10 protein-coding genes and 1 pseudogene are annotated in these 15,128 nt (G+C 41.6%); 7 read left to right on the top strand and 4 right to left on the bottom strand.

Annotated elements, in window-relative coordinates; all coding sequences use genetic code 11:
• The first annotated feature begins 131 nt into the window (after window positions 1–131).
• Window positions 132–1,598 (top strand): alkaline phosphatase family protein, encoded by a 1,467-nt coding sequence (locus tag D469_RS0107430; protein ID WP_026286151.1) that lies wholly within the window; start codon window positions 132–134, stop codon window positions 1,596–1,598.
• Between the two features lie 9 nt (window positions 1,599–1,607).
• Here D469_RS0107430 and D469_RS0107425 read toward each other — a convergent pair whose 3' ends face one another.
• A complete protein-coding gene (locus D469_RS0107425; protein WP_018922755.1) occupies window positions 1,608–3,221 on the bottom strand; it encodes a PucR family transcriptional regulator in 1,614 nt (537 codons plus the stop codon).
• Window positions 3,222–3,357: 136 nt separating this feature from the next.
• Between D469_RS0107425 and D469_RS0107420 the strand changes: the two genes are divergently transcribed.
• The 5 genes from D469_RS0107420 (at window position 3,358) to D469_RS0107400 (ending at window position 10,133) form a co-directional block, all read left to right on the top strand.
• Window positions 3,358–4,824, top strand: coding sequence for a CoA-acylating methylmalonate-semialdehyde dehydrogenase (locus tag D469_RS0107420; protein ID WP_026286150.1), 1,467 nt, complete (start codon window positions 3,358–3,360; stop codon window positions 4,822–4,824).
• A gap of 89 nt (window positions 4,825–4,913) precedes the next feature.
• A complete protein-coding gene (ald, locus tag D469_RS0107415; protein ID WP_018922753.1) occupies window positions 4,914–6,011 on the top strand; it encodes an alanine dehydrogenase in 1,098 nt (365 codons plus the stop codon).
• Between the two features lie 21 nt (window positions 6,012–6,032).
• A complete protein-coding gene (locus D469_RS0107410; RefSeq protein WP_018922752.1) occupies window positions 6,033–7,385 on the top strand; it encodes an aspartate aminotransferase family protein in 1,353 nt (450 codons plus the stop codon).
• Between the two features lie 53 nt (window positions 7,386–7,438).
• Window positions 7,439–8,395: an agmatinase gene (gene speB, locus D469_RS0107405; protein WP_018922751.1), complete on the top strand. Its 957-nt coding sequence runs from the start codon at window positions 7,439–7,441 to the stop codon at window positions 8,393–8,395.
• Window positions 8,396–8,729: 334 nt separating this feature from the next.
• The gene (locus D469_RS0107400; protein ID WP_018922750.1) at window positions 8,730–10,133 is read left to right on the top strand and encodes a YjiH family protein; all 1,404 of its coding nucleotides are present in this window, start codon (window positions 8,730–8,732) and stop codon (window positions 10,131–10,133) included.
• A gap of 239 nt (window positions 10,134–10,372) precedes the next feature.
• On the opposite strand, the gene D469_RS0107395 is transcribed toward D469_RS0107400, so the two are convergent.
• Window positions 10,373–11,848, bottom strand: coding sequence for a GGDEF domain-containing protein (locus D469_RS0107395; RefSeq protein WP_018922749.1), 1,476 nt, complete (start codon window positions 11,846–11,848; stop codon window positions 10,373–10,375).
• Between the two features lie 231 nt (window positions 11,849–12,079).
• A pseudogene (locus D469_RS19840) lies at window positions 12,080–12,397 on the bottom strand (pyruvate formate lyase-activating protein); the annotation flags it as partial.
• A gap of 490 nt (window positions 12,398–12,887) precedes the next feature.
• On the opposite strand from D469_RS19840, the gene D469_RS0107385 reads away from it, so the two are divergent.
• The gene (locus D469_RS0107385; protein WP_018922747.1) at window positions 12,888–14,123 is read left to right on the top strand and encodes a hypothetical protein; all 1,236 of its coding nucleotides are present in this window, start codon (window positions 12,888–12,890) and stop codon (window positions 14,121–14,123) included.
• A gap of 394 nt (window positions 14,124–14,517) precedes the next feature.
• On the opposite strand, the gene D469_RS19835 is transcribed toward D469_RS0107385, so the two are convergent.
• Complete coding sequence (locus tag D469_RS19835; protein ID WP_018922746.1) at window positions 14,518–14,898, bottom strand: DUF2512 family protein; 381 nt, start codon at window positions 14,896–14,898, stop codon at window positions 14,518–14,520.
• Between the last annotated feature and the right edge of the window lie 230 nt (window positions 14,899–15,128).

The following is a 15,128-nucleotide window of genomic DNA, read 5'->3' as shown; positions in this document are numbered from 1 at the left end:
GTCTAAGTATACCCTGTTTTGCAAATTCTAACAGTCCTCCTTCTGTTCTGGTAAGTAACTTTTTTACTGAACTCATGCATAATTGGAATGCATGTTTACAAGCTAACGGAAACAAGTTTTTTCGGAGGAAAATGATGAAACACACCCCCAAACCGGTCATCATGATCATTATTGATACGTTAATGACGACACCCTTAGAAGAAGCTGTGCAAACCGGGTATGCTCCGGCCTTGCATTTTTTTATGGAAAACGGGAGGTACATCCCCCATGTAGTCAGTTCGTTTCCTACCATGTCAGTAAATATTGAAAGCACCCTGCTGACAGGTACGTATGCAGATCAGCACCGCGTGCCTGCTCTCATTTGGTATGACGAGGAGAGAAAGAGAATCGTAAACTGCGGGACCGGCATAAAAGAAGTGATAGCGAGCGGGTTCTCGCAATTTTTAGAGGATATGTATGTCAGGTTAAATAACAACTATTTAAGCAAACAAGTCAAGACGATCCACGAAGAATTAGCTGAACAAGGGCTTACCAGCGGATCCATCAATGCTTTTGTGTACAGAGGCCATATCGTGCGTTTAGTAGATGTCCCCAGACGGTTGCAGATAATGAGCGAAACAGAGAGCCCCTGGGCTGTGCATACGCCCAACACTTGGTCGCTCGGCTCCTTTGCCAAAGTCCGTCCGTTTACCTTTACACCGCAAACCTTCTCAGGAAATTACAAGGCTGGATTTCAAGAGCTTAAATATTTACTAAAAGAAAAGCAGCTGCCGGACTTTATGATGTGCGGTATCCAAGACCTGGATCTCCGCATTCATCTAAAAGGGCCGATGGATTTGCACGGTATTCATAAGATTGACCGCGAACTGCAACATGTACTAAATCTGTATCCAAGCTGGGAACATGCGCTGGAAGCTTGCACGTGGATTCTTTTATCCGATAACGGCCATGCTTCGATGGGACACAAACGAAGTCACTATGTGATTGATCTCCGCAAGCTCTTGCACGGCTTTTCCATTATAGACAAAGGCCGGACTAAAGACCAGAATGAGCAGCTTGCGCTTGCCGTTAACCAGCGCACAGCTTTTATTTATTCGCTGAAACATGAAAGCGATAAAAAAAGCGTGATTCATCGCTTGAAAAAAGACCATCGTATCGACATTATCGCCTGGAAAGAAAACGGCACCATTCAAGTTGCTTCCGGAGAAAAAGAAGGACAGTTTTCTTTTTCTGCAGGGAGCGGCTGGGTTGATAAATATCATCAATACTGGTCAATAGCCGGCGATGAAAAGCTGTTGGACCTTACCATAAAACATGGGGTTATTCATTACGGGGCTTATCCGGATGGGTTGGCCCGGCTCTCTAGTAGCTTACATTCGCATAAAGGCAATTATCTGGTGGTGACGGCCAAACCAGGCTATGAATTTAAAGACAAAGCTTCACCTACCCACCTCGGCGGCGCCGCGCACGGCTCGTTACACAAACAGGAATCCCTGGTGCCGATGATTGTAGCAGGAACCGAGACGTTGCCTTCATCTGATCGCCTCGTTGACTTTAAGCCGTGGTTAATGGAGCTATTATTAGGAAAAGAAGAGTGATTTTCTTCTTCAATTATAAAGCTCGTAGGCTTCGAGAGCGACTTCTAAGGCAAGACGTTGTTGCGGTTCTTCAGCTACTTTAAACCCTAACAGCATTTCAATTTTGTCAAGACGGTGATAAAGGGTTTGCCGGGCGATATGGAGCTCTTTGGCGGTATCAATTTTCACACAATGATTTTTTAAATACACTTTGAGTGTATCTAATAAATAAGGGGCGGCTTTCACTTCATGTGTACGGATCGCGTCAAGCTGCTGATCTATAAATCGTTTGATATAGGTGTCATCTTTCATATTCAAAAGCAACTGGTAAACGCCGGACTGCTCGAAAAAAGCGGATGGTTTCCGGCTCGACATTTGTCTATACTGAATGATTTGTTCCGCTTCTTCAAAGGCTGAATGGGCTTCAGTTAACCGCACATAAGGCTGGCTGAAGCCAAACTCATAACTTGTATCTTCTACGTTTTGAGTGTTCAGTGCAGCTTGTAAATCCGTTACATCAGGTATCTTGCCGGCCTGAGACCCTGGCTGAATGACAAGAACGGCTAATTGATAACTTTTTGCCCGGCATATAAAGGGTTTACAGCCTTTGCGCTCAAAGTAATTCCGAAGCGTTAGCGCTAAATGATAATGCCCATCTTCCGAAGAAGCTAACGAATCCGGGTTCGCAGCCGTTGTAGATAACACGAACATCCGATAAGAAAAGGGCTGAGGTGAAGCAGCAAGTTCACCTATTTTTGCTAAGGCTTGCTTTTCATTAGGGATTTTTTTATGAATGAGTTCATTGACCCAAGCTTGCTCTTGATGCAGTTTTTGTTCTTCTTGATATTTGGTGCGCAGTAAATGGTTAGCGATTGCAAGCGAAGCCCGGTCAAGCATAAGACTTAAGAGCTCGTCTTTTTCAGCGTGGGGGAGGATCATACCGATGATTCCCCAGACTCGGCCCATGATAACAATTGGTTGCAGCAGTGCATATTCTTGTTGAAGATAGGCGTAATACGAGCCAGTATACATGGGGTCCCGTTCAGCCTCATGGAGATGTTCTTTCATGGCTGGCTGGTGTGTTTTGGCTGCGGACGGATAACAAAAGGATACATCCTGTACGGGACAATAAATGACGGGCAGGTTTAAACGCTCGTGAAGAAATTTGACAATGTGTACATATCCGTTGGGCTTAGTTGTAAGGAATTGTAACTGTTGCGAAACTTCGTCCAACTCTTTTAAGTTTTGGTGCTGCACATTAACGATGGTCGAATTAATCGTCTGCGATAGATCGATAAACCGTACTTGCTCATAAAACACAATCAGCGGGAAGTCATATTCATTTGCTGTAGCTATCATTTCTGGTTCAATGTGGTCGATATAAGTACCGAGTTCAATACAGAGGCAGGAGGCGCCGCCATCCACTAATTCTTTAATATATGTGCTTGAGGAGACCTCGTTATTTACGAGCCCTGCTCCTGTCGTTAAAATCATTTCCTGGCCGTGCAATAAGGTGGAGAAGTCAATGACTTCCATAATGTGGAGCCAGCGGACATGCCGCGTTTCTCCCTTCTTTCCTGCCACCCATTCAGCTTCCTTAAAGAGCGGATGTTGTAACACGTCGTTTACGGTGAGTAGATTCATCAAAAACCTCCGCAATTATCAGATAAGTAAAATAATTATCTCATTTATTTGACAAAGTGTCTAATTCATTTCGCCGTCGTATGCGTTATGCTATGTGAAAGTTACATCACATCGTGTAGGTTAACGGTGGAAAAGAATGAAGGAGGCGGCGCGAGTGACACAAACGTTAAAGAACTTTATTGGAGGAAACTGGGTCGGTTCGGAAGCGGAGCAGTACGAGGATGTTTTAAATCCTGCTGACGGGACGCTTCTTGCTAGAGCGCCTCATTCGACAAAAACGGATGTAGAACGAGCTTCGCAAGCGGCAAGAAAAGCTTATCACTCATGGAAAAAGACACCCGTGCCCAAGAGAGCACGCGTGATGTATAAATATCACCAGTTATTGATGGACCATTACGAAGAACTGGCGGAATTGATTACAAAAGAAAATGGCAAGACATATGACGACGCGTACGGTGAAGTGCTGCGCGGCATTGAGTGTGTTGAATTTGCTTCTGGCGTTCCGGACTTGATGAAAGGAGAGGTTCTTCCCGATATCGCCTCAGGCATCGAATCGGGCATGTACCGTTATCCAGTCGGAGTTGTTGGCGGAATTACACCGTTTAATTTTCCGATGATGGTGCCGTGCTGGATGTTCCCGCTTGCGATTGCCTGTGGAAATGCTTTTGTTTTGAAGCCTTCCGAGCGCACTCCGCTTCTCGCCCAGCGTTTAGCTGAGCTGATGCAGGAAGCAGGGCTGCCAGACGGGGTGTTGAACATCGTGCACGGGTCTAAAGACGTTGTAAACGGCCTGTTGGAAAATGAAGAGGTTGATGCGATTTCTTTTGTCGGCTCGCAGCCGGTAGCAGAACACGTATATAAGACAGCTTCTGATTACGGAAAACGCGTCCAGGCATTAGCAGGGGCTAAAAACCATGCGATTGTCTTAAATGATGCCGAGCTAAAACAGACGGTAACTGGCATTATGAATGGGGCGTTTGGCAGCGCCGGCCAGCGTTGTATGGCCACTTCAGTGGTCGTGGTCCAAGAGGATATTGCAGATGAATTCGTTGATGAATTAAAAGCCGCCTCCGATAAATTGAAGCTGGGAAGCGGCCTTGATAAAGACGTGGATCTTGGCCCCGTGATCCGCGCTTCTCATCTGGAGCGCGTCCACAACTATATTGAGGGCGGTCTTGAAGAAAATGCCACCTTGGCCCGTGATGGCCGCAAAGACGCAGAAGGGATGACGGACGGCTTTTATCTCGGGGCGACAATTTTTGATCATGTCACTCCAGAGATGAAAATTTGGCAAGAAGAGATCTTTGCTCCAGTTTTATGTGTGATTCGAGTCCAAGATTTAACCGAGGCCATCAGCATTACCAACCAATCCAACTTTGGAAATGGGTCTGTACTCTATACCCAAAGCGGGGCAGCAGTGCGAGAATACCGCGAAGACATCGAAGTAGGAATGCTCGGGGTCAATGTGAATGTGCCTGCTCCGATGGCCTTTTTTCCTTTCTCCGGCTGGAAAGATTCCTTTTACGGGGACCTCCATGCAAATGGACGTGATGGCGTGAACTTCTATACGCGCAAAAAAATGCTAACATCTCGCTGGTTTTAAAATGGTTTGTGCCAAACGAGTCCTTCTCTTTATAAAAGTGCTCATTTATGTAGAAAACAGCCATTAACAAAGAAGGAGAGGTGTTCATAGTGATTATTGGTCTTCCAAAAGAAATAAAGAGCTATGAAAACCGGGTAGCCCTTACACCTGAAGGCGTTTCAAGCCTGGTTAAAAGTGGCCATAAAGTCCTCATGGAAACGTCAGCAGGTGCCGGGAGCGGATTTGAGGACGGAGCCTTCGTGGAAGCAGGGGCGGACCTCCGTTTCCATGCTGCGGAAATTTGGCAAGAAGCGGACATGGTCGTGAAAGTGAAAGAACCGGTCGCAGAAGAATATAAGTATTTTCGCAAAGATCTCATATTGTTTACGTATTTGCATTTAGCAGCTAATCAAAAACTGGTGGAAGAACTGGTTGCAAAAGAAGTAACCGCGCTTGCGTATGAGACGATCCAGAAAGAGGATGGGTCGCTGCCCCTTTTAACACCGATGAGCGAAATTGCCGGTCGAATGGCGGTTCAAGCAGGCTCTCACCATCTGGAAAAGAGAGAAGGAGGGCTCGGTTTATTACTTAGCGGTGTACCTGGCGTCGAGGCTGGAAAGGTAACGATCATTGGCGGCGGTGTCGTAGGCACCAATGCTGCCAAGGTCGCGGTCGGCATGGGAGCAGATGTAACGGTATTTGAAAAAGATTCACGCCGCCTGCGCCAATTGTCAGATTTATTTGGCAAAGAAATCCGCTTGTTAAAAGCGACACCACAAAAAATCACCGACGAGCTGAAGTCGACCAATTTATTAATTGGCGCGGTGTTGGTGCCTGGAGCTAAAGCGCCTTCTATTGTAGATGAAGAAATGGTAAAACAAATGCCTACAGGCTCCGTCATCGTTGATGTAGCCGTGGACCAGGGCGGCTGTATTGCGACGGTGGATCGAGTCACAACGCATGATCATCCGGTCTATATTAAACACGGGGTGGTCCATTACGGCGTGGCCAACATACCGGGAATTGTCCCTTATACAGCGACGGTCGGCTTAACGAACGAAACGCTTCCGTATATCGAAGCTGTAGCCAACCATGGCGTTCAAGCAGCTTGTGAAAAAGATGCTGCCTTGCGCGCCGGTTTGAACTGTGACGGCGGGCAAATCGTCTTACAAGAAATTGCTGACCTATTCGGTTATCAATATCAATAAGTACTCTATGGAGGTGAAGGTATGGTAGATCAATTCAATGCTGAAGAGTTATATGAAAAGGATGAAAAGTACGTCTGGCATCACTTAAAACCGTATAAGAAAGACCAAAAAGCGATGGTGATTAAAGAAGCCGCCGGTGCCTGGATCACCGATATCGAAGGCAACAAGTACCTGGATGGTATGTCTGGTCTATGGTGTGTGAACACCGGTTATGGTCGGGAAGAATTGGCAGATGCAGCCGCTGCGCAGCTGAAGCAAATGCCATATCATCCGTTAACGAACAGTCACGTCCCAGCGATTCAGCTCTCAGAGAAATTGAATGAGTGGCTGGGTGAAGACAGTTATCGAATTTTCTTTTCCAACAGTGGCTCAGAAGCTAATGAAACTGCTTTTAAAATCGCGCGCCAATATCACCATCAAAACGGAGAACCGCAGCGGTTTAAGTTTATTTCCCGCTACCGTTCATATCATGGCAATTCCTTTGCCTCGTTGGCAGCTACAGGCCAAGCTCAGCGCAAATATATGTACGAACCGCTTGCTCCAGGTTTTATTCATATTGATGCACCAGATGAGTATCGGCGCCCGGACCAATACACATTTGAAGAATGGAGCAACGCGTGCGCAGAGCAGCTAGAGGCCGCGATTGTTTACGAGCGTCCGGAAACGGTAGCCGGTTTTATTATGGAACCGATTATTACCGGTGGAGGAATATTAATTCCACACCCCAGCTACTTGAAAAAAGTGCAAGAAATCTGTAATCGCCACGGTGTGTTGTTAATTATTGATGAAGTCATCTGCGGCTTTGGCCGTACCGGTAAACCTTTTGGCTTTCAACATTTCGATGTGCAGCCAGATATTGTGACGATGGCCAAAGGCATCACAAGTGGTTACTTACCTCTTGCTGCGACAGCCGTCCGTAACGAGTTGTATGAACAGTTCCAGGAAGAAGGCGAAAATTCCCACCTCCGCCATGTGAATACGTTTGGCGGGAATCCAGCGGCCTGTCACCTTGCTATCAAAAATCTAGAAATCATGGAAAATGAAAAGCTTACAACACGTTCCAACGAATTCGGCGACAAGTTGCGTGAGCAGCTCGCCTTTTTAGAAGACCATCCTCATGTAGGCCATATCCGCCATAAAGGCTTACTGTTCGGCATCGAAATCGTAGAAAACAAAACGACTAAAGAGCCGGGCACAGGAGCACGGCTGGCGAATCTTCTCGGAGAGTGTAAAGAAAAAGGATTGATCGTCGGAAAAAATGGAGACACGGTGTCAAAATATAGTAACGTCTTAACACTGGCTCCGCCACTAAATGTGACAGAAGAGGATCTCACCTTTATTGTCGAAACATTGCAAGCTGTTTTTGATATATAGTTTTATTGTTATCAATACTAAAGAATATTACTAAATCATTGGAGGTAAATAGATTGCAACCTAAATACGTCCCTATTAATTCACAAGAAAACCCACGCTTTAGTGGAATTAAAACTTTTATGCGCCTGCCCCATGTCAAAACAGAAGAAAATATTGATTTCGCAATTGTAGGAGTTCCATTTGATACAGCAGGGAGTTTTGCTATAGGAACTAGATTTGCTCCAGAATCTATACGCTCCATTTCGTCACTTCTTCGTCCATATAACCCTGGTCAAAACATCGATATTTTCCAATATTGTTCCGGGGTAGATTATGGGGATATAGCTATCAACCCTGGTTATATTGAAGATTCCTACCAAATGATTCAAGAGCAACTACAACCTTTAATAAAAAATAGAGTTGTCCCCGTATTAATTGGAGGAGATCACTCTATATCCTTACCTAATTTAAGAGCTATGGCACAAGAATATGGTCCAGTGAGTTTAGTTCATTTTGATTCTCATAGCGATACTTGGGACTCCTATTTTGGTAGAAAGTATAACCATGGAACAATGTTTCGTAGAGCAGTTGAAGAACAGATTGTAGATGCATCTAAATCAATCCAAATCGGTATGAGAGGAAGTTTATATGGACCAGAAGATATTCAGGAAGCTAAGGAATTAGGTTATGAAGTTGTAACTACAGAAGAATTAAAGGATATGAGTTTATCAGAAATTAGACATAAAATTCAAGAACAAGTTGGGACGCAAAAAGTATATGTCAGTTTTGATGTAGATTTCTTAGATCCTGTTTATGCTCCAGCCACCGGCACTCCTGAAATTGGTGGGTTCACCACCTTTGAAGCCCAACAATTTGTTAGGCAACTAAATGAATTAGATGTGGTGGGTTTTGACTGTGTGGAAGTGATACCAGATAGAGACCCTTCAAAAGTAACTAGTTTGGCTGCAGCGAATATGTGTTACGAATTTATATCATTAGTTGCAAATCAAAAAAGAAACCAAGAAAAATAAAATCTTTTCACAAGTTCTTTATGAAAAAAGATAAATAAATGTGCGCCCTTTACAAAAATTATAAAACAAGTATATTTCCTTATATCCTGGTAACTAATTAAAAAATGTAAATGCTTATTCAAAATTTCGTTCTTTATCCAATCATATTAAGTGGCCACTTAATATGATTTAACCATTGACTGAAAAGATGCCTTAATTCTTTGCAATAATGAAATTGTTTACTATGGCAAAGTGTTGTTTATGACAAATGGACAATTTTAATTTTTCAGAAAATAAAGACTGTTGAGACATTCGGGTGTCTTGATATAATAAAATGTAATAAGGAGCTACTCTTATGTCAAATTTACCTGATAGTTCGTCTTGGCCTAAAGAAGAAAAAATAGGAAAAAAAGAATATAGAAGTAATTTAGCAAAGTCTTTAATTTGTTTAGCATTAGGAGCTTTAGTATTCTTTGTACCTTTGGAATTTCATGGAGGACAAACTAACATATTGTTTGGGGCAATTGTTGACTTTTTAGTGGTAGCATTAGCAGATGTATGGTTTTGGCTAGTGATTGTGATAATAGTCTCAAATTCTGTTGCCTATTTTTATGGGAAAAGTAAAAACAATAAACAGACTAATAATTGGGCAGTGAAATTGTACGGGTCAGAGTCGAGCTTTCAAGGGTTAATTTATATCTTAGGAGCTTTGTATGCAATTTTATTTGCATTTCAAATAGGCCCTTCCATGGTGGTTGATGACACAACAGGTGGCGTGATTATTAATGATATTGTGCTTCCAGTGGGCTTAATTGTAGCTTTAGGTGGTATGTTCGTAATGCTATTCTTAGCTTTTGGTGGTCTTCAATTAGTGGGAACATTATTAGAACCAGTCATGAGGCCGGTGTTTAAAATACCAGGAAAAGCAGCTTTAGATACAGTATCTTCATTTTTTGGAGCCTCATCGGTTGGAGCTTATGTAACTAGTAAATTGTATAAGGAAAATATTTATACAAAAAAAGAGGCAGCGACTATTGCTACGAGTTTTTGTGTGGTAAGTATTGGCTTTGCCGCTCTTGTAACTAGTACAGTAGGCTTATTGTCAATGTTCACCACTATTTTTGTCGTCTCCTTTATAACTATTCTAATTATAGCAGCTATAATAGTACGAATCCCTCCTTTATCAAAAAAACCAGATGTCTATTTCAATGGAGAAATTCAAACAGAAGATGATCGTAAAGGAAATCGGAAATATAATAAAGAATTGTTAATAAACGCTTTGGATAATGCAGCGAACAAGGCTAAGGAATCAGATAGTATTTTAAAAGAGCTTTTTAAAGGTTTCAAGGAGGGAGCTAAGCTAACCCCTAAAATCTTAAGTTTAATTACTGGTGTCGGAATTACAGTCCTTATTATTGTTGAGTATACTAATATATTTATATGGTTAGGGATGCCAATCATACCAATTTTAAACTTGTTCGGCATCCCTGATGCTACATCCATTGCTGCATCTACTATCGTCGGAATTACTGAAATGTACTTACCTGTTCTTTTAATCGCTGATTCTGGTGTAAGTACAGCCGCTAGTTTTTTTATTGTTGTATTAAGTTTGGTTCAAATAGTATTCTTTGCAGAAACGGCAGTGATTATTTTGGCAACTGGTATTCCAGTGACAGCTAAAGAACTTGTTATTATTTTTTTTGAAAGAACTATTATTGCGATACCAATAATTGCTGTTTTTATGCATTTATTATTTTGAACTCTATTGGAATGTGATCAATACCTTGTTAAGGGCGGCTATCTATTAATACTAATTATTTTACGAATTGTATTTTAAACATTATTATTTTAAAGTTTTGACGACAATGGAGATTGGATAATTTCTTAAAAGATGCTCATGTCGTAGAGGAAAGTTCTCCTGCTCGTTAACAAACGTAAATTGGAAACGGATCTGGGGCTGAGCCCAGGTCCGTTTTAACCTCATACCACGGTCTCGATTTATTTCCCTTCATAAAGATGAAATTGATTTTTCCCTTTTTCTTTCGAGTTATATAAGGCTTTGTCTGCTTTTTTATATAATTCTTCGATAGTATTGCTATGTTCTGGCGCTAAGGCAATGCCGACACTAACAGTAATTTCGATCTCAGCTCCTTCGTTATCGGCCTGAATCGATGTTTTGGCTGTTTCGATGAGGCGGTTTGCGATTTCTTTTACTTCTTGTTTGCTAGTGTCAGGAATCATCATGACAAATTCATCACCGCCCATTCTAAAAGTAAGGTCTCCTTTACGGGCGACAGATTGAATGCTTCGGGCGGTTTGTTTTAACAACTGGTCTCCTTCGTCATGACCTAGCTTGTCATTCACACACTTAAAGTTATCTAAATCAATCATAAGTAAAGCGGTGGAGTTATTACTTTCTTTTAATTGCATGTGTAACTGATCTTCAAAAGCGGTGCGGTTATGTAAACCGGTTAAATTGTCATGATAGGCCAGATGCATAGGCCGGGCCGTCCATCTATAGAGGATGAATGCGAGCAGCATAGTGATGAGTACAACGAGAAACAGCTGCATTATAAAGCCTTGAAAATGATCGTGCAACGAAGACTGAAGCTCATCTTCATTGTAAATTATTTCAATGACCTTGTTTTGGGTCGTTCCGCCGTCATATTCTGAATCATTATAGACGTACTTGAAGAGAGCAGGCTCTCCCTTCCATTCACTATTAAATGTTGTTGTTTGCTGAGTAGATGAGGTTGTTTCATAGGCTTCTCGCCGCTGCTCTGCCACCTTGCCGTCCTTGGCTGCTTCACCTAACGTGAGGCCGCCAATATTAAGGATATTTATTTCATTAAGAGATGAATGATTCGCGGTTAAGCTATCGATCACGTCAAGAACGTTAAATTCGCTGAAAATCATCTCCTCTTCAAGATCATAACTGAGTTGGATTAAATATTCTTCGTCGGGTGTTCCCATATAACTGTACTTTTTTATATCACCTGTTGCTTGTTCACTCTCTGCCCCGTCATGATAAAAATCACCCGAGCTTCTCCTTTCCTCCAACACGGGAACAAGGTTTTGGCAACATTCAGAGAAATCAAGCCCGATGTCCGGCTGAAAGCTACTATGTGTAATGACGTTATCGCTATTGATGATATAAACGTCCATACCTAAATACTCTTTTAAATGGTAAAAATTCCACTCCTCAAAATCGTCAACCTCTTCATAATAATCGAGCAGAAAATGAGTCTTTTCTTCCATTGACGCAGCTGTGTTTTCCTCAAAGATGAAATGGGCTTTTTCGTAGGTCTTTAATGAGTTCTCAAGCACCTCGATAATGTGTTCTACTTCATAGTCATGATGCTCAATCGCTTGGTCCCTTATCTGAAAGTAATTAATAGTAGCAATGGCAAAGGAGATAACCAGGGCAAAGAGCAGCATAATCACAAACAACTTTAGTTGGAAACGGGAATTCACAGCCACACCTCATTACATAAATATACAAGAAAAAGGTAAATTCTATCTATATCATTCTTAATAAAAATAATATAATAGATGTTCAAGAAACACAATGAAAGTAGGTAGTTATTTCCTGATTCTACACAGTAACGTGTGGTTATCTTACTGGCCGCCTTTGGTCAGAACCCGAATGAAACATATTAGCTCAATGCAAAAAGCAGTCTCCGTTATGAGAGGAGGGCTGCTTCGTTACTGTATATTTAATAGCACTTTTGCTCGGTTTACTTCTTCATCTGCAGGCGGGGAAACATCAGCAAGCGGATAGGAAAGACATAGCTCTTCCCATTTGTAAACGCCCAGTTGGTGGTCCAGCAGGATTTCTACTTTTTCGACGTTTGAAAGAGTGGAAATAAAAGAAGATAGTTCGTTTAAATCCTTTTCATCATATTTACCCGACACCAACACATGGCGGACCCAGATGGGGATTTGTTCTTCAGCAAGCTGCCTGGCAAACGGCAGAATGTGCCGATTAGAAACACCGGTCAGCTCTCGGTGTTTAGTCTCATCCTTTCGTGCTTCACAGAAGAATAACTTTGGACTTAATTCACTCATTTGGAGATTCCTATTTATGTAATTCGTTTACACAATGTAAGCAAACATCGCAATAGAATATACAGGAATTGACGTACAAATAATTATAAATAATTACAAATATGTTTACTTGTTATCGATAATGAATTATTCACAAGGAGGTGGTGAAATATTAAAAAAGTAAATCGTGAAGTTAAACGCTCTTGCTCATTATTACCTACAATTGCTAGTAAGTAATAACAGATAAAACCTACTATGGTATGCCATAGTAGGTTTTATAAATTAGGACTAAATTAGGAATTGAATATACTAATTTAATAATTTTCAAATGCACAGAAAGTAGCCACTTTTAAAATCTCAATTATATACTTGTAGAAATAGTTTTTTATGTAACACAAACATCCTTTTTTTCGACTATTCCAGTGAATGCTTTTACATTAATTTTCTATAGAAAGGATCCGATATAATGAAACTATTATTTTCGCTCACCCTATTTCTGATTATAATAGCAGGATGTAATGACCAGTCAGAAGATGCCAACTCTCCAAATGAAGCAAATACCAAAAACTCTAATATCAATTCGAACACGGACTCAGGAAACGTCACCGAAGCAGCTTCAGATAAGCCAGGGAAAAGTAATCACGCCAGTACCAATCAGACATTTCAGGCAAGCGTTAAGCAAGCAGAAGATGATATCTTGATTAATGTACTCGACGGCGAGTACCGTCCCTCCTCTTCTATATCTACCTACCAGCTTATGCTTGATGAGAGCGAGGACGCTCCCCTGAAAGAAAAACTAGATGAAGGTACTTTTGTAGAAGTGACCTATGATGGAACGTTTGAACAGGATGATCAACCCAGGATTGGTGTAAGTGAGGTAATCGTGATTGACGCACCGATGGTGGAGGGCAGAATAGACAGTGTTGAACATCCTATTAGGATAGAAACTTTTTCCGGTAATTTTCGCCCAGAAGCAGACACTACGGCCTATCAAGTCGTTTCCTCGGATTCGAATGAAATGCTGCCCATTCTAGATGAAAGCGGGGAGGATACTTCTTCAGAAGTGAGAAAAGGCCTTCAGATCACCTTTCCTTATGGCGGTACTGTAGAGCAAGAAGATCCTACGACCATTATGACCGACAGAATAGATATACTAGATGATCCTACGTTTCAAGCACGGATGGTCGATGTAGAGTCATCCAGTCCGCATATAGAAATCCTCGACGGGGAATTTCGCCCCTCTGAAGAACAATCTTTGTATCGCATCGTAGATCATAGTCCTGAGGATAAGCCCCTTGTACTCGATGAGAATCAACAGGAAGTCGGATTGAATGACCTTCAAAACGCGGATATCGTAGACGTTACTTATGATAGAGGCATGGAAGAGAGTGATCCACCCGGGATATTTGTCCATGAAATTAAAAAAATAGATAAGCCAACGTTTCAAGCAACAATAGAACAGATAGGCTCCGACATTACTATTTCCATTCCAGAAGATGAATATCGCCCAAGTAATACCTCGACGTACAACCTGACTGGACAAGAACAAGACCTCGTTGTGTTCGATGAGACCGAGGAAGAAATAGGATTGGACAAGCTGGAAGAAGGTAATACTGTAGATATTACTTACGAGGGAAACTTCGACCCAGGAAATCCACCATCTATCTACGCTCATAAAATAGAGGTATTAGAAAAAAAGTAAATATAAGGCTTATTTATCAACAGAAAAATGAATTTCTCGTAACTGATTCAATTAAGCGTTTATAAAATGTTTCCATAACATATTTTCACAACGCCTTAGCCAAAGTAGGAATGTAAAAGCAGAGTTTATGCTCTGCTTTTAATTTATATATTCACATTTTAGGATGTAGCCGGTTGCTCTCGTTTTGTTTTTTTTTCAAGTTCAAAACAGGTATAAATCATTTTTACTTTTAGGAACTGTAGCTATTCTTATTTTTAATTACAAAGATTATTAATTTTGTGCTTACGATAATGAGGAATTGCTCGCAATTCCTCATTATCGTAAGCACACTTTTTTGAAGCAGCTCCCTGAAGTCTATAGTAAAACTATTTAATTTGCCGCTATTGCTGTGGGATTAAGCACGCTGGGGCAGGTGGTTATAATTTCGTCGATTGTTGTTGTGCAAGGTATTCATCATATATTTGTGGAAGAACCACTCGCCGACTGCAATTAAAACTGAAGCAATAAATGCGGCAAAAGGCAAGTTGATAGCAGGGAAAAGGAAAGTACCTATAATCCATATTCCTGCAAAGCTTAGACCAAAATCTGCGAGCGTAGCTGTCCAGTTTCCGAATGATGGCAATAACCATAAATCGCCAATAAGGTAAGCAATCACTGTTAGTAGTATCCCTGTCATTAAGAAGTCTCCGAAAGGCACACCTGTAAATCCGAGGACTAAGAACAAAACAACTGTGATCATAGCAAACTTCGTTCCGATTGCTTTTACATGATCCATTCTTTCACTCTCCTTTCATCAAATCTAATTCAAGAGTTCAATTTATCTTAAACAGAGCCAGTCCAGAAAAGAAAAGCTCTGTGAATCCCGTAATCCAAAAGTATAACGATGAACCTAGGCTTGGCTAGTTTAGTTAGTAGTGAAATTCCACCTGTAAAGAAGAGATAAACCTTAGCCGCTCCTTATTGAGACTTTGGTTAGGTGAGCGGGCAAGCAAGGTTTCGGCAAGC

Origin of the sequence: Salsuginibacillus kocurii DSM 18087 (genome assembly GCF_000377705.1) — a bacterium.
Taxonomy (GTDB): domain Bacteria; phylum Bacillota; class Bacilli; order Bacillales; family Marinococcaceae; genus Salsuginibacillus; species Salsuginibacillus kocurii.
This window is presented reverse-complemented; position numbering and strand designations above follow the sequence as displayed.

Coding starts and splice junctions, on each gene's coding strand:
- D469_RS0107425 (WP_018922755.1), bottom strand. CDS start 3,221: ATGAATCTACTCACCGTAAACGACGTGTTACAACATCCGCTCTTTAAG.
- D469_RS0107420 (WP_026286150.1), top strand. CDS start 3,358: ATGAAGGAGGCGGCGCGAGTGACACAAACGTTAAAGAACTTTATTGGA.
- D469_RS0107400 (WP_018922750.1), top strand. CDS start 8,730: ATGTCAAATTTACCTGATAGTTCGTCTTGGCCTAAAGAAGAAAAAATA.
- D469_RS0107430 (WP_026286151.1), top strand. CDS start 132: ATGATGAAACACACCCCCAAACCGGTCATCATGATCATTATTGATACG.
- D469_RS0107385 (WP_018922747.1), top strand. CDS start 12,888: ATGAAACTATTATTTTCGCTCACCCTATTTCTGATTATAATAGCAGGA.
- D469_RS0107410 (WP_018922752.1), top strand. CDS start 6,033: ATGGTAGATCAATTCAATGCTGAAGAGTTATATGAAAAGGATGAAAAG.
- D469_RS19835 (WP_018922746.1), bottom strand. CDS start 14,898: ATGGATCATGTAAAAGCAATCGGAACGAAGTTTGCTATGATCACAGTT.